Source organism: Aliarcobacter faecis, from assembly GCF_013201705.1.
GTDB lineage: Bacteria > Campylobacterota > Campylobacteria > Campylobacterales > Arcobacteraceae > Aliarcobacter > Aliarcobacter faecis.
This window is the reverse complement of sequence record NZ_CP053837.1, coordinates 1,056,917-1,074,880: the sequence shown is the minus strand read 5'-3', so window position 1 is coordinate 1,074,880 and position 17,964 is coordinate 1,056,917. Positions and strand designations below refer to the sequence as shown.

Below are 17,964 nucleotides of genomic sequence, written 5' to 3'. Positions count from 1 at the left end.
AACAAATAGAATTATATAAAATAATTTCGATTATTCATCAAAAAAATCAAAAATATTTGTAATTTTATTGCTATTTTTCTTAAGTATAATAAAAAAATAATTAAGGAGAGTATATGATACTAAAATTTAAAGAGTTTTATCCCGTAATTCATCCATCTGCTTGGATAGCTCCAAGTGCAGATTTAATAGGAAATATTGAAATTGGTCAAGATTCATCTGTTTGGTTTGGATGTGTAATCCGTTCTGATGTAAATGAGGTGAGAATTGGTAAAAATACAAATATTCAAGATTTATCATGTATTCATACAGATACAAATACAAAAACTATTATTGGAAACAATGTTACAGTTGGGCATAAAGTTATGCTTCATGGCTGTATTATTGAAGATAATTGCCTAATTGGAATGAGTGCAACTATTTTAGATAATGCAGTAATTGGGCAAGGAAGTATAGTAGGAGCAAATTCACTTGTAACTTCTGGTAAAGTTTTTCCACCTAGAAGTTTGATTATGGGGAGTCCTGCAAAAGTTGTAAAAGAGTTAAGCCTTGAAGATGAAGAGAAATTTATAGCTCATGCCAAACACTATGTTGAGTATAAGAATGAGTACCGATAGGTTCCTCTTTTAAAGTTTTATTCTCTAATTTATAGATTTTTGAAACTAATTTTTGTATGAAAGATTTATGATGAGAAACTATTATCATAGATTTTTCTATACTATTTAAAATATTTAAAACCTTTTTCTCACTTTCATCATCTAAAGCATTTGTTGGTTCATCTAAAAGCAATATTTTTGGCTCTTTTACTAAAATTCCTGCAAGAGCTACAATTTTTTGCTCCCCTCCACTTAATTCATAAATCACCCTATTCTCAAGGTGTAAAATATCTAAACTTTTTAATATCTCAAGACTTTTTTTGTAAGCTTCATCTTTTTTTATTCCTAAAGTTCTTAAAGAAAACATAATATCCTCTATTACAGTTATACAAAGAAAGAAACTACTTACATCTTGTGGTAAATATCCTATCTCATCTCTATATTTTTCAAAATCTTTTTTTGTTTTTATAGGATTATGAAAGAGTTCTATCTCTGCTGTTGTTGGATCTTTTAATCCAGCAATAATTTTAAGTAGAGTTGATTTTCCAACACCATTTTGACCAATAACTGCAATCTTTTCTTTATGACCTAAGTTTAAATTGATATTCTCAAATAGAAATTTATCATCTTTTTTATATGAAATATTTTTTAAATTTATTGAACAGCTCATAAAATAACCTTTAATAAAAATGTAAAACCTAAAAGAGTTAGTAAAATAAAATCAAAGATTTTAAAACTATTATTATAGTTTAAAAATATCTCATCTTTAAAACCTCTTAAAATAAAGCTCTCTTTTAAACTATTTGATTTTGTAATAGTTTTTAAAAATAGTATCCCAAAAATATTTCCATAGGTTTTATAGGTAAAGATATCTGTTTTTGGTTTAAAATTTCTTGCTTTTAGAGAAGTTTTTATATCTCTTAACTCAAGATTTAACTCAAATATTAGTTTGACACTAAAATATAAAGAGGAGACAAACTTTTTTGGAAATCTTAATATTTGAAATCCTTTTACTATATCAAAACCATTTGAAGAGAAAAACAGTAAAAGATTAAATAAAATAATCAAATTTATCTTAAAAGAAAGGTTTAGTGCTTCAATAAAATTTGTTTCAAAATAGAAAAATATAGATAAAACAACTATAAAAAAGTTTAGAAATAGTATTTTTTTTAGAATTTTTAATATATCTTTGGAATTTAAAAATATTAAAAAAACTACTGGTATTATAAAAAATAACTCAATTTGTGAAAAACTTAAAATTAAACTAAAAAAGAGTGCACTAAAAAGTGCAACAGCAGGATTTAGGCTCAATTTTTAACTCTTTTTATAAAAATAAAGATTAAAACTATTAAAAGTAATCCAAAAACAATTTTAAATAGTTCAAAATAGTTTAGTTGCTCTTCTAAAACTTCAATTTTATGCTTTAAAGCCCTATTTTCTTCTAATAAACTATTATCTTTAAACTCTTGTTTTTCATTTTCATTACTATTTTTTATCTCTTTACTTACAATATGCCCAGCTTGGGCATCAACAATAACTTTTAACTCTTTTAAAGAAGTTTTATAATTATATTCGCCATTTTTATCTAAAATATCTTCAAATAATACTTTATTATTTGATTCAATCTGAAATTTACAATTAATACAAGGTTTTGCATTTGCAAAATATGAGTTTATATATAAGTTTTCATCTTTTAAATCTAAAAAAAGATTAATTTTATGGGCAAATATAAGTATTGGTAAACAAAGTATTAAAAAAAATCTCATATATTTGATTCCTTTAGTAAATTTGGCATAGTTTTTTTGATATATAAAAATAGAAAAAGAGTTACTAAACCTTCTAAAATCATTGTTGGAATATTTACTATTAAAATTGAGTAAGCAACTTTTTTATACTCCTCTTTTGAAAAAATCAGAAGAAAAAATAGAATAAAACTAGAGATAAATACTCCACTAAAACCAATTAAAAAAAACTTTATTTTCTCATTTAATCTTTTAAAAATCTCTAACTTAAATAGTAAAAATACCAAATATGAACTAACTCCCATAACTAAAATATTTGCTCCAATAGAGCTAAGCCCTCCAAATCCCAATAGTAAAGCTTGTAAAATTAAAGCTAAAGATATAGAAAATATCGCAACACTTCCTAAAAACATCCCTATAAATCCTATTAGCATTAAATGAATTTGAGTTGGTCCAAAAGGAATATGAATAAAAGAAGTTACAAAAAATAGAGCACTAAAAGCAGAAGCTAATGCTATTTTTTCATTTGAAAGGTTTTTAAAAGAGTAAATAAAAAAGCTAAAAGCAACAATAGAGCTAACTATTGCTACTTCAAGACTTAAAATACCATCACTTATATGCATATTCTAATATGCCTTTAACCACAATAATGCACCATTTTCAATAGGATATTTTTTACCATTTAGCTCTTTTTCACCATCTTCAATTAATGCAGCAAATCCCCACCAACCTTTATGGTTCATAACAAAAGAGAAAACTCCATTTGAATCAGTTTTTACACTTTGAGTAATATGTGAGCTAGTAGCTGCTTTTAAACCAAACTCATTATATAGTTCAACTTCTACTTCAACATCACTTGCAGGTTTTCCATCTTTTAAAACTTTTCCTTGAAAGATATTATTTGAGTAAATAGCAAATGGTTTAGTAAGTGGCACAATCTCATATTTTAAGCCAATTGGCTCATCCCAACCATCTTCAACTCCAAAAGCACTAACTATTACTTTTGGAACATGACTTATAAATAGCTCTTCGCTAGCTTCAAAATATGGTTGTGGTTGGACAAAAAACTTATAAACTCCAGGTTTTTTTATCTCATAACTTGCACTCCAAGCTTTTTCATTAAACTTTTTTGTTTCAACTAAGTTTAATGATGTTTTTGTGTCATTTACATAAATACCTATTGGTTTTTCCATATTCATTCCAGTTTGTTCAAAAGGATGAATAAACATAGTATCTATTTTTAAATTTGCCTCTTTTTTATCTTCAATATTATCGCTACTTGGAAGTAGTGTTAAAAAGTGTGCATTTGCTAAAATTGCTGTACAACATAAGGTAAAAAGCGTTTTCTTCATAATAATCCTTATAATTTTTAGAAATTATATTTATCTTAAATTTAAGTAAAATAAATTTTACTAATTCTTATATATTTTTAGAACATATAAGCTTAATCCATCTCTAAACTCATCAAATACATATCTTCTCCATCGGTTACTTTTAAATTTATACTTTGACAGTTTGGACAAGAGAACTCATGCTTTTGTAAAGTTGATTTAATATTACAATCATTACATAAAATCTCTATTTCTTGAAGATTTATAATAAATTCTGCATCATGGCAAATGGTTTGTTCTTTAAAAGTATCAAAAGCCGTTTGAAGTAAATCAGGCTCAACTCCACTTAAAACTCCTATTTTTACAACTACTTTTGTAATTTTATTAGCTTCATTTTGACGGGCTTGTTCTTCACAACTTTCTAATAATGATTGAACAATCGAGTATTCATGCATAATAGTTTCCTTTTTCATATAAACTTTTCTTTTTTAAAATAGAAATAAATTCTATTAAAAAAAAGCAAAAATTCTAAAGAGTGCAACGAGTTGCACTTGATTAATCAACATATTCTAGGAAGTAATTCACCAGTTGGAGTATCTAAAAATCTTTTTGTACCAAAAGAGCTGTTTATTACTACTTTTTGTGGATATTGAGAAGTTACTTTTCCAATTATACAAGCATTTTTTGATTCAGAAAATCTTTGTAAAATTTCAATAGTTTTTTTTGCATCATCTTTATTTATAGCCAAAACAAATGTTCCTTCATTTGCTAAATTTGTTGCTTCAAAACCAAGCATTTCACAAACTCCTTTTACCTCATCAGATATTGGAATACTATCTTCATCTACTTCTATACAGATATTTGATTGTTTTGCCCACTCATTTAAAACAGCACTTAAACCACCTCTTGTAGCATCTCTTAGCGCTGTTATTTTGATATTTTCATCAATTAAAGCTTTTACAAGAGGAAATAAAGAGGCACAATCACTTTTTAAATTTGAATTTAACTCTATTCCCTCCCTTGCTGTATATATTGTAGCACCATGAGTTCCTATATCCCTACTTACAAGAATTAAATCATCTTGAGTAATACTGTTTGAGCTAATACCACGATAAAGCACTTCACCAATTCCCGTGGTATTTATAAAAAGTTTATCAACAGAGCCTTTAGGAACTACCTTTGTATCACCACTTACAATAATAGCTTCATTTTTAGCTAACTCTTCTTTCATAGAGTTTACTATGATTTCAAGCTCATCAAAAGAAAATCCCTCTTCAATTATAACACTACAAGTAAGATATTTTGGTTTTGCACCCATCATAGCTAAATCGTTACAAGTTCCACAAATTGCTAACTTTCCAATATTTGCACCATTAAAAAAAAGTGGACTAACAGTAAAACTATCTGTACTAAAAGCAAGTTTTCCATCTTCAATAATACTAGCATCTTCACTTTTTTCTAATATCTCATTTTTGAAAGCTTTATAAAATATTTTAGATATTAGTTCATTATTCTCTTGTCCACCATTTCCATGTGCTAAAGTTATACTCTTCATCTATTTATCTTCTCTACTTTTACTATATTTTTTATTTCCACCAAAAGAAGTTTCTACTGGATATTTTGCTTCATTTTTTGTCATTTTACTTAAAATGGCATCTTCAAGATTTATATCTAATTTCATACAAATTCGTATAAGATAAATAGCAATATCAGCAACTTCCTCTTTTGTATGAGTTAAAACATCATCAGGTAAGTTTAAAGACTCTTCAAAATTTAACCATTGAAATATCTCATTTAACTCTCCAACTTCTCCATTTAATGCCATAACTAGATTTTTTGGATTGTGAAACTCTCCCCAATTTCTATCATCGCTAAACTTTTGTATTCTATTTTTTATTTTTTCTATATCCATAAATAGCCTTTATTCATAATATTTGCAAATAGCTTGAGTTCCTAAATCACCATCGCCATTTTTTTCCAAAGTTTCATACATCTCTAAAACATCATTTAATACTTTTAGATTTGGAACTTCTTGGGAAGCAATTTTTAAATCTTTTATCATATGTTTTATATAAAAACCTGCTTCAAACTCTCTTTTTAGCATTTTAGGAGCATTGTTTGTAAGATGAAAACTTTGTGCTGCACCATTACTTATACTTTTTAGCATAGTAGGTAAATCAAGCCCTACTTTTTTACCATAAGCTATTGCTTCACTAACTCCTGCCATAACTCCTGCTATTGCTATTTGATTTGCCATTTTTGTATGTTGTCCACTTCCAGCAACTCCTTCATAAACAATAGTTGTTCCTAAACTTTCAAAAATAGTTTTACAAGAGTTAAAATCTTCTTGCTCTCCTCCAACCATTATAGATAAAGTTGTATTTTTTGCTCCAATATCTCCACCTGAAACTGGTGCATCTAAAGCTTTTAATCCTTTTTGTTTTGCAATTTTGTGGATTTTTATAGATAAACTTGGAGTGGTAGTTGTCATATCTATCAAATATGTACCTTTTGAAGCACTATTTATAATACCATCTGACGAGAAATATACCTCTTCTACATCTTTTGGATAACCAACTATTGTGATAACTGCATCTTTATTTTCTACACACTCTTTTATAGATTCACAAAAAATAGCACCCTCTTTTATAACTTCTTCTACTTTTTGTCTGTTTCGTGCATAGATACTTACTTCAAAACCTTTTTTTAAAAGATTTGAAACCATATATCTTCCCATAACCCCAACACCAATAAAAGCTATTCTTTTCATAAGTCTTCCTTTAATTTATTACTATGAATGATTCTTATTTTATTATTATCCTTATTAATTATTATAACTTTTGAAAAATCTTTTAATTCAAGAAAATCAAATTCATACTCTGTTAAATTATCATAGAATAAACAATCAATTAAGACAAGCCAATATTCACTAAAAATTGTCTTATCATTTAAAACATCAATTTTTTTTTGCTTATCTTTTATGCAAAATTGAATATCTTTTAAATACTGTTCTTCTATAAAAAAAAAGGGAAGTTGTATTGCATTAAATTTAAATTTCTTCTCACAATCAAATGAACCTTTTACAAGTGTCATATTTAAATTTTTATCTATATTATGGCTATTACTATTTGTATCACAAGTTTTCAAATAATTTTTTAGATTTTTGAATAATGATTTTTCATGGATAGTACTATTACTTTTTTTTATCTTAAAATCAATAAAATAAGTTACCTTAGTATCTTGTTGAATAGAATTTAAAATTTTATTTATTTCATTTTTATATTTACTATTTAAATTATCAACTTCTGGAATTTCATTTTCATATATATGATTTCTATTTAATCTTCTAACTTCCACACCTATTTCTCTATCTATCCCAAAATCAGGAAAAGTACTAAAACCTAAAGGTTCATAAGAAATATTATTAAAGCCTAATGAAGTTAAATATTCAAATACTATCTTTTCTTCTTTTTTCATTAATTCACTTTTTATTTACTCAATTAAATTTTTTAAAGAATACCTTTAATTAACAATTATTACTTTTAAATTAGAAATTTTTATCAATACTACAACAAATTCCCATATTTATAGTAAGCACTACAAGCACCTTCAGAGCTAACCATACAAGAACCTATTGGATTTGTAGGAGTACAAATTGTTCCAAAAAGTTTACAATCAAGAGGTTTTGCAACACCCTTTAAAATATCAGGACATCTACAAGCTTTATTCTCTTTTACCTCTTGAGTTGGTAATTTATCTTTAAAAACAATTTTTGCATTATATTTTGAGTATTCATCTTTTAACTCCCAACCACTATTTTCTACCTCTCCAACTCCTCTAAAGCTAAAAGGAACCTTTTTAAAATATCTATACATAAGCTCTTGAGCTTTTAAATTCCCTTCAAAACTAACAACTCTTTTATACTCAAGCTCTAAATCTGCTCTTTTTTCTTTAAACTGCTTAACTAACATATAAATAGACTCTATTACATCAACTGGCTCAAATCCACTTACAACAACGGGTTTATTATATTTTAAAGGAAACTCTTCATATATTTTACTTCCACTAATCACACTAACATGAGCTGGTCCTAAAAAAGCATCTATTTTTGATTCATTACTAGTTATTAAAACTCTCATAATTTCTGGAACAGTAATATGATTTATATGAAAAAGTATATTTTTTATATCTTGTTTAATCACTTGCTCCAATAAAGCACAAGTCATAGGAGTAGTTGTTTCAAAACCTATTGCAAAAAATATAACTGTTTTATTCTTATTTTCATCAGCAATTTTTAGACAATCAAGTGGAGAGTATACAAATCTTACATCAGCACCTTTTGCCCTTGCATCTTGTAAACTTCCACGGCTCCCTGGAACTTTTATCATATCACCCAAAGTTACTAAAATAACATCTTTTTGAAGGCTCAGTTCATAAGCACTATCAATTCTATTTTTTGGCATAACACAAACAGGACATCCAGGACCATGAATAAAATTTATCTTTTTATTTAAGATTTGAGGAAGCCCATATTTCATAATAGTATGAGTATGTCCACCACAAACCTCCATAATATTTATAAGCCCATCATAATCTTTTAACTCTTCATCAATTAAATTTTTAAAGGCTTTTATGGTTTTAGCATCACGAAAGCCATCATATAAATCTTTTAGCTCAAGTGTTTTTTTCATACTCTAAAGCCTCTTTCTCTTCTAATTTTTCTATTAATTCTGTATAGACTTTCAAAGACTCCAAAGCATCAACTTCATCTATTTTATTCATAGCAAAACCAATATGAATTAAAACATAATCTCCAACTTTTACCTCTTGATCTATTAAATCTAAACTAGCACTTCTTTCAACTCCCATAGTATCAACTATACAAGAGTTCATCTCTTTATCTATACTTTTTATTTTTGATGGTATTGATAGACACATATTTTTATCTCATTTTTCTTTTAAAATTTATCCAATCTACAACAGCTTGAAGGGAATCTTTATCTTTTGTAGAAACTTCCAAAATATCAACATTTGGTTTTAATTTTCTCAAAGATAGTTTCTCTTTTTCTAAATCATATTCAAAATATGGCAACAAATCGGTTTTAGTAAAAAGTACTAAATCAGCACTTCTAAACATAACTGGATATTTTGCAATTTTATCTTCCCCTTCAGGAATTGAAACAAGTACAATATTTAAATGAGTTCCTACATCATAAGAGGCTGGGCAAACTAAATTTCCAACATTTTCCACAAAACAGACATCAATCTCTTTTAAATCTATATTATGTAAAGCTTTATGTACCATAAAAGCATCCAAATGACAGGCACTTCCTGTTTGAATCTGAACTGCATTTATCCCTTTTGCTTTTAATCTATCAGCATCTTTTGAAGTCTCTAAATCACCCTCAATAACAGCAAATTTAAAACTACAAATATCTGCTAATTTTTCTAAAAGAGTAGTTTTTCCACTTCCTGGGCTTGACATTAGATTTATTCCTAAAACCTTATGAGAGTCAAAATGGCTTCTATTGTGAGAGGCTTCATGGTCATTTTTATCTAAGATTTTTTGAATAACCGAGATTGTTTTTGAATCATTTAACAAAGGATTGTTTTTTAAATTATCATTTACTGTTTTAAAAGTAGTTGTCTCATGATGATGGTGATGTCCATGATTGTGATGATCGTGGTCATGTGAGTGTTCATGATGGTGGTGTTCCATTCCTGCTATTGTACATCCGCAATCTTTACACATAGTAGTTCCTTATTTTAATTTTATTGAAGTCTAATCTAATTTCTTTTAAAACTCTTTGATATAAGCTAAACACCTATATAGTTTTAGAACCAATTTGCTAAAATCTTTTTATGATTTGTCCAAACTGTAAAAATATAGAGTTTTATACTCTTGCAAATAATTATATAAAATGTAAAAAGTGTACAAAAAAACTATCTTTAAAAAAGATTGAAAAAGATATTTTGATAACTCAAAAATTTTGTGAAAATAAAACTGCCTTTGAAGTCTCAAATGAACTTGATTTGAACTATAAAACTATAAAAGATAGATTTGATATTCTAAGACAAAAAATTGCAGTTTTTTCAGAAGATATTTATAATAGCTCAATCAAAGATAACACCGAATATGAAGAGTTTTACTATCTAAAAGAGAGAGAAAAGGCAAAAAAAAGAAAATCTTTAAGTGAAGCTATAAATATTATTGGTTTTTATTCAAATCAAAAAGTTTATACCCTTTTGATGCCCAAAATTGGTAATAGAGCTTTTGATGTAGAAGATGGTTTTATTCAATATCTAAGTTGGTATAAAATTCACTCACAAAATTCCCACCAAACAAAACTTAGTAAATTTTGGAAGTTTTTGGAAAAAAATCTAAAAAAACATAAAGGGGTAGATGAAGATAATTTCTTCTACTATTTAAAAGAGTATGAGTTTAAATTTAACTATAAAAAGTCTGAACAACTAGAGATTTTAAAATCTCTTAGTTTTTCATAAAAATTAGAAATCAAAATCAAAAATTTCAGATAAAAATCCCTCTTTTTTCTTTTTATAAGGAGTTTGCTGTTGTCTATTATCATAAGAGTTATATTGTTGATGATTATTGTACTTATTGTATGAATTTCTATCTTCATTTTTAGAGTAGTTTGATTGATTATTTGCTTGATAACTTGAGCTTTTTTCTATAATTTTATCCAACTCTCCTCTATCAAGCCAAACTCCTCTACAAGATGGGCAATAATCAATCTCAACACCTTGTCTTTCACTCATTATTAAATCTACATTTTTACATACTGGACATTTCATAATAATACCTTTAATTTAATTTTGTAATTGGAAATATACTTGACCTAAACTTATAGATTCATCATTTGGACTATATTTTTCTCCTAGATATATTTTTTTATTTGTTTTTTGAAACTCTTTTAGCAAAATTTCTACCAAAGTTTTGTTTTGAAAAACTCCACCACATAGAATTATCGGCATTTCTTTATGATTATTTGAAATATCAAAAACTATATTTGCAACTGTATTTATAAATTTTGAAGCGATTATTTTTCTATCTTTTTCTTTTACAATTTCTTTAATCATTGCTGAAAAATCAATAAGCTCATCAATAATTTTATAAGAGAAACTATCTTTGATATTTTCATCATATAAATTTTCAATATAAAGCCCTGTTTGCCCCTCATACTCTTGTATATGTAAAATATCTGATAAAGAAGAAATAGCATCAAAAACTCTTCCAAAAGAGCTAGTTAATGGAGCATTTAAACCTTTTTGCCAAAGATTATATAAAAGCTTTATTTGTGATTTCTCAAAAGATTTCAGACAAGCTAAATCTAAATTTAAAACCTCTTCTAGTGTAAAATTATCAAATAGTAAGGATAAAGCAACTCTTTTTGGCTCTTTTATAGCTAATTCTCCTCCTAAAAGTTTAAAATATTTTAGATGATAAGCTCTTTTGTACTCTTTAGAGTTTGCAATAAATACCTCTCCTCCCCAAATATTTGCATCATCTCCATAGCCTGTTCCATCAAAAACAAAAGCTAAAACCTCCTCTTTTAATGAATACTCAGCCATTACTCCCAAAATATGTGCATAGTGATGTTGTAATTGCACTAACTTTAGATTTGGATATTTATTTAAAAGTTCAAAAGCAAACTTCGTACTCTCATATTTTGGGTGTTTATCACAAACTATAATTTCAGGCGAAAAATCATAAAAAGAGAGAAAATTTTCTATTGTTTTTTTATAGTTTTCTATTGAAGAGATAGAGTCTAAATCTCCTAAATATGGAGCTGTAATAATCTTATTATCAAAAGCTATACTAAAAGTTGATTTTTGATTTGCCCCTAAACTTAAAATCTTTTTATCAAATCTTCCATCTATTTTTAAACTATTTGGAGCATATCCTCTACTATTTCGAAGTTTTATAATCTTATTATTTGCTACTTGTAGGATTGAATCATCACAACTATTTACTATATCTCTATTATAATCAAGCACAAAATCTATTAAACCATACAATTTTGAGAAAATATCCTCTTTTGTTGTAATTATTGGCTCTCCCTTTAAATTGGCACTTGTTGCGATAATTGGTTTAAACAAAGTTTTAAATAGCAAATAGTGTAAAGCACTATTTGGTAAAAAACAGCCAATCTTTTTGATATTTGCTGCAACAAAATTTGATAAATTTTCATTTTCTTTCTTATCCAATAAAACTATTGGTCTTTCCTTTGAAGTTAAAATTCTCTCTTCAAAAATATCTAATAAAGCATAATCTTTCAATGTTTTTATATCTCTAAACATAACTACAAAAGGTTTTGTAGCTCTTTTTTTAAACTCTCTTAATCTTTTTATAGCTTCATTGTTTAAAGCATCACAAACTATATGAAAACCTCCCATACTTTTTATTGCCAATATTTTTCCATCATTTATATATTGTGAAGCTAAATTTATAGCATCTATTTTTGTAGCAATTGGATTTTGTTTTATATCATATAAAAAAGTTGTTGGTCCACACTCTTCACATGATATTGCTTGAGCATGGTATCTTCTATTTGTTGGGTTTGTAAACTCTTTTTGACAATTTTTACAAAGTGGAAACTCTTTTAAAGAGGTATTAACTCTATCATAAGGAATAGTTTCTATAATAGAGTATCTAGGTCCACAATTTGTACAATTTGTCAAAGAGTAAGAAAATCTAAAATTATTTTCATCAAAAATATCATCTATACAATCTTGGCAAATTGCCATATCAGGAGAGATAGTTGTAGTTTTGTTTTTAGAACTAGAACTTTGTATAATTTGAAAATCTTTATACTCTTTTCTATTTTTATTTTCTATTTTTAAATCAGTTATTTTTGCTAAAATTGGTGGATTTGATTTGATTTCATCTATAAAATTTTGGATATTCTCTTTTGTGGAGTAAGCTTCTATTTCTACTCCATTTTCATCATTTTTAACCCAACCTTTTATATTATATTTAATAGCTAAATTATAAATATATGGACGAAACCCCACCCCTTGAACTGTTCCTAAAACAGATATTTTTTTACTTATCATTTTACTTCATTTATTTAAAACTATATCTCTATTCCAAAATAGTATTTCACTAAATACCCAATCAAAAATGAGATAATAGCAACTCCAAAAGTAATTGCCGACATTTGTAAAACTCTTTTTGTAAAACTCAAATCTTTTGCAACACTAATATAAAAATTATATGAAACAATAGCTATAAAAGCACAGATAAACATTAAAATAATAGAGCTAAAAATAGAACTAAATATAAAAAATGGTGCAACTAAAATAGCAGTTGTAAGAATATAAGAGACTCCAGTATAAAGTGAATATGTAACTGGTTTTACTAATTCATTTGGATTCTCTTTTGCTTCAAGATAAGCTGAACCAGCCATTGATAAAGAAGCAGCAATTCCCATAATAAGCCCTGTAAGTCCAACTACCAAACTTTTATCAAAAGCAAATGCAAGACCACTTAAAGTTCCTGTTAATTCTACTAAAGCATCATTCATTCCCAAAACTATAGCTCCAGCATAAACAAGCTTTTTATCATGTAACATATCTATTAAGGCAAATTCGTGTTCAGTCTCTTGTTCATATATTTTTTTTGCTTCTGGATAAAGATCAAAAAGCTCTTTATAGAACTCTTCTGCTCCCTCTTCTCTTTTTTCTAGTGTTTTTAAAGCAAAAGATGTACCAAATATTTTTACAAGAAAAATATAAAAAAGAACAACAAACTTTTGAGCTTTTAGTTGTTGGTTTGTTATTTTTACCCAAAAATCATAATGACTTTTCTCTTCAATTGCAATTTTTTCAAATATCTTTTTGTTATTCTCATCTTTTTGATAAAAAGCCAAAGATTGATAAATAGTATAGTCATTTATCTCATTTTGTTGCTGTTTTAAAGCTTTTTTTAAATTTGTTTTATTTGATGAAATATCCATTTTCTTCCTTTTTTATTCAACTAGGATTTTACTACAATAAATCTTTTATAATTTGAATAAAAACTTAAGTATGGATTTCAAAGTAAAAAAAGGAGAGTTTTTCTAGTTATTATTCGAAATTTTAATCATAATGAGAAAATACCTTGAAACCCATACTTAAATCTATAATAAAGAGAGAAAACTCTCTTTATTTTTTAATTAAAACTCCATTTTCATTGAAAATGCAACACTTCTTGGGTCTCCTAAGAAATTATTATTAGCCCAATAATCTTTTCCAGTTAGATTTGATACATTTATTAAAAATGTTGTTGGATATTTATCTAACTTAGTTTTATATCTAAGTCCTGCATCATATAAAGTATAACTTGCGATTTTATCAGTATTAAGTCTATTTCCATATTTCTCACCAGTGTAATATGCTCCACCAGTTACAGTTAATCCTTTAATCATAGGTATATTATACTCTGCATAAAGTTTTGCCATTTTAGTTGCTGCATTTGTCGGCTTTTTACCTTCAATTGCAGGATTATCTGCTTTTTCAACTTTGATATCCATCAAAGTTCCACCACCAAAAATAGTTAGATTATCTGTAACTTTTCCAGTTGCTGTAAGCTCAATTCCTTGATGGATTTGTTTACCATCTTGAGTTAATGTTGGTTTTGGTATTGTATCAACTTCATAAGAATTTGATTTTTCAATTCTAAATAAAGCACTAGTTAATAAAATATTCTCATTTAAGCTATATTTTGCTCCAACTTCATATTGTTTACTTTTATATGGATCTAAAATTTCACCTTCATTTTTATAATCCTCTCCTACAGGTTCTCCTGCTTCTAAACTTTCTATATAAGTTACATAAGTTGTTAAATCTTCAAAAGGTTTATACATCAAAGATAAAGTTGGTGTTAATTCTGATTTATCATATTTTGAATCTTTTACTCCATTATCATAACTTGTACTTATTGCAGTTGCATAATTTACTCCAACTAAAGTACTCCATTGGTCATTAAATACTATATCATCACCAATTAAAACATTTTTATACTGTGTTTTCCAATGAGCTAATCTTCCTCCATGTGGATTTGGATTTGCTGGAATAATAGTATTTTTTATTTCATCTAATGTTTTTCCAATTATCCAATAGTCACCAACATACCAATTTCTATCTCTTTTATATTTCATATAAGTTTCAGAATAACCTGTAGTTAAAAGATGATTTACTCCAAAAGTTTCAAATTTACTATCTAAATAAACATTTCCCGCATAACTATCAAATCCTTGCCCACCTTTTGGAAAACGATAAAGTAAAGCATTATATAAACCATCTGTTCTTGTATAAGCAAATGCATCACCAGTAATTTCTCTATCTGTTGTTTCATAAAGAAGTGAACTTCTAAGAGTAAAAATATCATTTATATCCCATTTTAAACTTGTCATCACTCTATCATTTTTTTCTTCACTTGATACATAATCTGGTGAATAATTTTTACTTACATCAAGCTTTGGACGAGCAGTATTTGAACTTACAGTAAAAGGAAGTTTTTGATTTGTTCTTTTCAAATCTCTATGAGCATAGTTTAAATCCATAGTAAAATTATCTGTTGGTTTATAGTCAAATGCTAAACTTACAAATTTTTGTTCTTTTCCTACATTTTCTACACTATCACCATCTTGATATAGGGCATTTATTCTATATCCAAAAACTTTTTTTTCATCTATTTGTCCACTTAAGTCAATATGTCCATAATATTGTTCTCCTCCATAGTTTCCTATTTTTATACTTCTTTTATCTTCTAAAGTTGGTTTTTTCATTACATAATTAACTGCTCCTCCAACTCTTCCACCACCATATAAAAATCCAGTTGCTCCACTTATAGTTTCAACTCTTTCTAAATCTTCCATAGTTGTAAAACTATAAAAATCAGCTAAAGGCATACCATTTACAACTGCGTTATTTGAAGAAAATCCACGAATAACTGTATTATAATTACCTGATGGCTGGTCTCCACCATCTTGTGTGATTGGATTCATCTTAAAAATAGGAGCCATATCATTAGCTTGTACATTTTCTATAAGTTCTTGAGAAATTACAGTCATAGAGTATGGAGTGTCTTGTAGGCTTCTTTGCCCCCAAATTCCAACACCAGTTATATCTTCTACTAAATATCCAGATTCTGCACTTCCATTTTTACTACTTTTACTATTTACAGAAACATCATCTAAAACATAAGTTCCATTGCTTAAAACTTTTACAGAAGGCACCTCTTTTATTAAAATTGTCCCATCTTCAATATCTGCTTTTAGATTTGTACCTTTTAAAATTTCATTTAGAGCATTTTGTACACCTTCTATATTTTTAATATTTGGTGCTTTTTTACCATCTAGTAGTTTTCCATCTACCATATATGGCATATTTGATTTTTTACTTATTTCCTCTATTGCTTCTTTTAAAGATAGATTTGAAACTGAAAATTGCTCTGCATTTAAACTTGTACTTAATAGTATTGCTAATGCTGGAGCAATTAGTGACGATTTAAATTTAGTCATTTTTTCTCCTTAAATATTAAGAACGATTATCGTAACCATTCTTTTGCTAATAAGACGTTTGAGTAAAAAAAATCAGACACTTTTTTTCAAAAAATTTTTAATTTTTTTAAATATTGGAATAAGAATTCTATTTTATTGTATTCTTTTAAACAATTTAATTTTCTATTATTTCTTTGAAAACTTCAAACTATTTTGATTTTTATCAACTGTTATAGAGTATATTTTTGGTAAAGCCAATAAAAATTTATCAAAATCATTTGTTGAAAACTTACCTGTAATTGGTATTTGAGCTACTTTAGAATTGTCATATTCTATATTTATATCTTCATATCTTGAAAACTCTTTTAAACTATCTTTTAAAGATGTTTTATCAAATACTAAAAAACCTTTCTCCCAACTTGCTATATTTTCAAGTTCAGTTTTTGCAAATTTTAGCTCTTTATTTTTATCTACAAATATTTTATCCCCTTGATTTAGATAAGTAACTTTTCTATCAAAAGATACTCTTACAGTTCCCTCTTTTACTGTTACACTTAAATTATCATCAAAATTTGAAACTTCAAAAGCTGTTCCTACTACTTCAATTTTTGCATCTTTTGTTTTTATGATAAATGGTCTTTCTTTATCTTTTGCTACATAAAAAACTGCTCTTCCATCTATAAAATCTACATTTCTACTACCTTTATAGTAGTTTATATTTAAGTTTGAATGTACATCTAAAACTATTTTTGAGTTATCAGGAAGAGTAAGAGTGTTTTGTAGCTGTTGAGCTGAAACAAAATTTTGTGAATAAACTGGAACAAAATAATAATCTGCTCCAAAACTAATACAGAGAAAAATAGAAGCAGCAATAGTAAACTTTTTAGTTCTTTCAATAAATTTAGTTTTTTTTGCCCCTTTATTTGCCTTTTCTAGTAATTTTTCTTTTGTACTATTTGATAAATTTGAAAATCTTTGTCTTAAAAGTTTATTTGTATCATAAGATTTTTTATGAGAAGGATTCTCTTCTAGCCAATATTCTAACTGCTCTTTTTCAATTTGGCTTAATCCCTCTTTCTCTTTTATAAGCCAAGATATAGCTTGTTCATCAATATTTTTCATAAATTATTTCCTTCAATACTATCTAACTTCTCTTTTATTTTTTCACTTGCACGAATAATGTGTTTTTCAACTGCAGCTACACTTATTCCCATTTTTAAAGCTATCTCTTTTCTACTTAAACCTTCAAAAATATGTAAAATAAATGCTTGTGCATTTTTGGGAGGAATTGTGTCTAATATTTGTAATAATAACTCTTGTTGATTTTCTTCTAAAAGTAGCTCTTCTGGTTGTTGATTTTTAGGGATACTATAACTCTCTTCTTCATATTCGATTGAAGCTGAATGTTTCTCTTTTCTTGATAAATCAAAAACAATATTTCTTGCTAATTTATACAAAAAAGCTCTCTCATTTTCTATTGGAGTAGCTATACTTACATCTAACATTCTGCTATAAGACTCTTGTACTATATCTTTAGCTTTATCCTTATCCCCTATCATTTTTTGTACATAATATACTAATTCTTGATAATATTGCACCATTAAAAAATAGCCCTTTAAAATATTTTGAGAAATAGTATCATAATTAAAATTGTGCTTATATTAAAATAATTTTACTTTTATAACTCATCTAAAGTAGGAATTCCAAAGTTTTGTTTAGTTTTAAACTCTATTTAAACTCATAATGATAAATTTACTTATCATTATGAAATATTTAGCTATAAATGTAAAGTAAA

General features: G+C 26.8%; 21 protein-coding genes. 2 read left to right on the top strand and 19 right to left on the bottom strand.

What is annotated here, in order from left to right:
• Positions 1 to 113 precede the first annotated feature (113 nt).
• Positions 114 to 614: a gamma carbonic anhydrase family protein gene (locus tag AFAEC_RS05420; RefSeq protein ID WP_026806984.1), complete on the top strand. Its 501-nt coding sequence runs from the start codon at positions 114 to 116 to the stop codon at positions 612 to 614.
• Here the strand turns inward: AFAEC_RS05420 and AFAEC_RS05415 are convergent.
• The 13 genes from AFAEC_RS05415 to hypB form a co-directional block, all read right to left on the bottom strand.
• Positions 565 to 1,263 carry an energy-coupling factor ABC transporter ATP-binding protein gene (locus AFAEC_RS05415; protein ID WP_051487529.1) on the bottom strand — a complete coding sequence of 233 codons (699 nt, stop codon included), beginning with the start codon at positions 1,261 to 1,263 and terminating at the stop codon, positions 565 to 567. The two genes, AFAEC_RS05420 and AFAEC_RS05415, sit on opposite strands and share 50 nt — an antisense overlap.
• Positions 1,260 to 1,904, bottom strand: a complete 645-nt coding sequence (locus AFAEC_RS05410; RefSeq protein ID WP_026806985.1) for an energy-coupling factor transporter transmembrane component T — start codon at positions 1,902 to 1,904, stop codon at positions 1,260 to 1,262. The genes AFAEC_RS05415 and AFAEC_RS05410 overlap by 4 nt, the downstream gene beginning before the upstream one ends.
• Entirely contained in the window at positions 1,901 to 2,359 is a 459-nt protein-coding gene (locus AFAEC_RS05405; protein ID WP_034216904.1) for a hypothetical protein, read from the bottom strand. Before AFAEC_RS05405 ends, AFAEC_RS05410 begins: the two co-directional genes overlap by 4 nt.
• Positions 2,356 to 2,958, bottom strand: a complete 603-nt coding sequence (locus tag AFAEC_RS05400; protein WP_026806987.1) for a CbiM family transporter — start codon at positions 2,956 to 2,958, stop codon at positions 2,356 to 2,358. Before AFAEC_RS05400 ends, AFAEC_RS05405 begins: the two co-directional genes overlap by 4 nt.
• 3 nt (positions 2,959 to 2,961) lie before the next feature.
• Positions 2,962 to 3,687 (bottom strand): DUF4198 domain-containing protein, encoded by a 726-nt coding sequence (locus AFAEC_RS05395; protein WP_026806988.1) that lies wholly within the window; start codon positions 3,685 to 3,687, stop codon positions 2,962 to 2,964.
• A 92-nt stretch (positions 3,688 to 3,779) separates the two neighbouring features.
• Complete coding sequence (gene hypA / locus AFAEC_RS05390) at positions 3,780 to 4,121, bottom strand: hydrogenase/urease nickel incorporation protein HypA (protein ID WP_026806989.1); 342 nt, start codon at positions 4,119 to 4,121, stop codon at positions 3,780 to 3,782.
• Between the two features lie 104 nt (positions 4,122 to 4,225).
• On the bottom strand, positions 4,226 to 5,221 hold the full coding sequence (hypE, locus tag AFAEC_RS05385) for a hydrogenase expression/formation protein HypE (protein WP_026806990.1): 996 nt from the start codon (positions 5,219 to 5,221) through the stop codon (positions 4,226 to 4,228).
• Positions 5,222 to 5,578: a nucleotide pyrophosphohydrolase gene (locus tag AFAEC_RS05380; RefSeq protein ID WP_026806991.1), complete on the bottom strand. Its 357-nt coding sequence runs from the start codon at positions 5,576 to 5,578 to the stop codon at positions 5,222 to 5,224.
• Between the two features lie 9 nt (positions 5,579 to 5,587).
• Positions 5,588 to 6,436, bottom strand: coding sequence for an NAD(P)-dependent oxidoreductase (locus tag AFAEC_RS05375; RefSeq protein ID WP_026806992.1), 849 nt, complete (start codon positions 6,434 to 6,436; stop codon positions 5,588 to 5,590).
• Positions 6,433 to 7,143 carry a hypothetical protein gene (locus tag AFAEC_RS05370; RefSeq protein WP_026806993.1) on the bottom strand — a complete coding sequence of 237 codons (711 nt, stop codon included), beginning with the start codon at positions 7,141 to 7,143 and terminating at the stop codon, positions 6,433 to 6,435. Before AFAEC_RS05370 ends, AFAEC_RS05375 begins: the two co-directional genes overlap by 4 nt.
• An 89-nt stretch (positions 7,144 to 7,232) precedes the next feature.
• On the bottom strand, positions 7,233 to 8,357 hold the full coding sequence (hypD, locus tag AFAEC_RS05365) for a hydrogenase formation protein HypD (protein ID WP_026806994.1): 1,125 nt from the start codon (positions 8,355 to 8,357) through the stop codon (positions 7,233 to 7,235).
• A complete protein-coding gene (locus tag AFAEC_RS05360) occupies positions 8,341 to 8,604 on the bottom strand; it encodes a HypC/HybG/HupF family hydrogenase formation chaperone (RefSeq protein WP_026806995.1) in 264 nt (87 codons plus the stop codon). The genes hypD and AFAEC_RS05360 overlap by 17 nt, the downstream gene beginning before the upstream one ends.
• Before the next feature lie 4 nt (positions 8,605 to 8,608).
• On the bottom strand, positions 8,609 to 9,418 hold the full coding sequence (gene hypB / locus AFAEC_RS05355) for a hydrogenase nickel incorporation protein HypB (RefSeq protein WP_026806996.1): 810 nt from the start codon (positions 9,416 to 9,418) through the stop codon (positions 8,609 to 8,611).
• Between the two features lie 110 nt (positions 9,419 to 9,528).
• Between hypB and AFAEC_RS05350 the strand changes: the two genes are divergently transcribed.
• A complete protein-coding gene (locus AFAEC_RS05350; RefSeq protein WP_026806997.1) occupies positions 9,529 to 10,170 on the top strand; it encodes a hypothetical protein in 642 nt (213 codons plus the stop codon).
• 3 nt (positions 10,171 to 10,173) lie between these two features.
• Here the strand turns inward: AFAEC_RS05350 and AFAEC_RS05345 are convergent, their stop codons facing one another.
• The 6 genes from AFAEC_RS05345 to AFAEC_RS05320 form a co-directional block, all read right to left on the bottom strand.
• The gene (locus tag AFAEC_RS05345; RefSeq protein ID WP_026806998.1) at positions 10,174 to 10,479 is read right to left on the bottom strand and encodes a TFIIB-type zinc ribbon-containing protein; all 306 of its coding nucleotides are present in this window, start codon (positions 10,477 to 10,479) and stop codon (positions 10,174 to 10,176) included.
• Positions 10,480 to 10,494: 15 nt separating this feature from the next.
• A complete protein-coding gene (gene hypF, locus AFAEC_RS05340; RefSeq protein WP_026806999.1) occupies positions 10,495 to 12,741 on the bottom strand; it encodes a carbamoyltransferase HypF in 2,247 nt (748 codons plus the stop codon).
• 20 nt (positions 12,742 to 12,761) lie between these two features.
• Complete coding sequence (locus AFAEC_RS05335) at positions 12,762 to 13,643, bottom strand: VIT1/CCC1 transporter family protein (protein WP_026807000.1); 882 nt, start codon at positions 13,641 to 13,643, stop codon at positions 12,762 to 12,764.
• A 198-nt stretch (positions 13,644 to 13,841) separates the two neighbouring features.
• Positions 13,842 to 16,190, bottom strand: a complete 2,349-nt coding sequence (locus AFAEC_RS05330) for a TonB-dependent siderophore receptor (protein WP_026807001.1) — start codon at positions 16,188 to 16,190, stop codon at positions 13,842 to 13,844.
• 165 nt (positions 16,191 to 16,355) lie between these two features.
• On the bottom strand, positions 16,356 to 17,291 hold the full coding sequence (locus tag AFAEC_RS05325) for a FecR family protein (RefSeq protein ID WP_026807002.1): 936 nt from the start codon (positions 17,289 to 17,291) through the stop codon (positions 16,356 to 16,358).
• A complete protein-coding gene (locus AFAEC_RS05320; RefSeq protein ID WP_026807003.1) occupies positions 17,288 to 17,770 on the bottom strand; it encodes an RNA polymerase sigma factor in 483 nt (160 codons plus the stop codon). Before AFAEC_RS05320 ends, AFAEC_RS05325 begins: the two co-directional genes overlap by 4 nt.
• Positions 17,771 to 17,964: the final 194 nt, after the last annotated feature.

Coding starts and splice junctions, on each gene's coding strand:
- AFAEC_RS05370 (WP_026806993.1), bottom strand. CDS start 7,143: ATGAAAAAAGAAGAAAAGATAGTATTTGAATATTTAACTTCATTAGGC.
- AFAEC_RS05325 (WP_026807002.1), bottom strand. CDS start 17,291: ATGAAAAATATTGATGAACAAGCTATATCTTGGCTTATAAAAGAGAAA.
- hypB (WP_026806996.1), bottom strand. CDS start 9,418: ATGTGTAAAGATTGCGGATGTACAATAGCAGGAATGGAACACCACCAT.
- AFAEC_RS05330 (WP_026807001.1), bottom strand. CDS start 16,190: ATGACTAAATTTAAATCGTCACTAATTGCTCCAGCATTAGCAATACTA.
- AFAEC_RS05395 (WP_026806988.1), bottom strand. CDS start 3,687: ATGAAGAAAACGCTTTTTACCTTATGTTGTACAGCAATTTTAGCAAAT.
- AFAEC_RS05345 (WP_026806998.1), bottom strand. CDS start 10,479: ATGAAATGTCCAGTATGTAAAAATGTAGATTTAATAATGAGTGAAAGA.
- AFAEC_RS05405 (WP_034216904.1), bottom strand. CDS start 2,359: ATGAGATTTTTTTTAATACTTTGTTTACCAATACTTATATTTGCCCAT.
- AFAEC_RS05380 (WP_026806991.1), bottom strand. CDS start 5,578: ATGGATATAGAAAAAATAAAAAATAGAATACAAAAGTTTAGCGATGAT.
- hypD (WP_026806994.1), bottom strand. CDS start 8,357: ATGAAAAAAACACTTGAGCTAAAAGATTTATATGATGGCTTTCGTGAT.
- hypE (WP_026806990.1), bottom strand. CDS start 5,221: ATGAAGAGTATAACTTTAGCACATGGAAATGGTGGACAAGAGAATAAT.
- hypA (WP_026806989.1), bottom strand. CDS start 4,121: ATGCATGAATACTCGATTGTTCAATCATTATTAGAAAGTTGTGAAGAA.
- hypF (WP_026806999.1), bottom strand. CDS start 12,741: ATGATAAGTAAAAAAATATCTGTTTTAGGAACAGTTCAAGGGGTGGGG.
- AFAEC_RS05320 (WP_026807003.1), bottom strand. CDS start 17,770: ATGGTGCAATATTATCAAGAATTAGTATATTATGTACAAAAAATGATA.
- AFAEC_RS05335 (WP_026807000.1), bottom strand. CDS start 13,643: ATGGATATTTCATCAAATAAAACAAATTTAAAAAAAGCTTTAAAACAG.
- AFAEC_RS05350 (WP_026806997.1), top strand. CDS start 9,529: ATGATTTGTCCAAACTGTAAAAATATAGAGTTTTATACTCTTGCAAAT.
- AFAEC_RS05375 (WP_026806992.1), bottom strand. CDS start 6,436: ATGAAAAGAATAGCTTTTATTGGTGTTGGGGTTATGGGAAGATATATG.
- AFAEC_RS05360 (WP_026806995.1), bottom strand. CDS start 8,604: ATGTGTCTATCAATACCATCAAAAATAAAAAGTATAGATAAAGAGATG.
- AFAEC_RS05420 (WP_026806984.1), top strand. CDS start 114: ATGATACTAAAATTTAAAGAGTTTTATCCCGTAATTCATCCATCTGCT.
- AFAEC_RS05400 (WP_026806987.1), bottom strand. CDS start 2,958: ATGCATATAAGTGATGGTATTTTAAGTCTTGAAGTAGCAATAGTTAGC.
- AFAEC_RS05415 (WP_051487529.1), bottom strand. CDS start 1,263: ATGAGCTGTTCAATAAATTTAAAAAATATTTCATATAAAAAAGATGAT.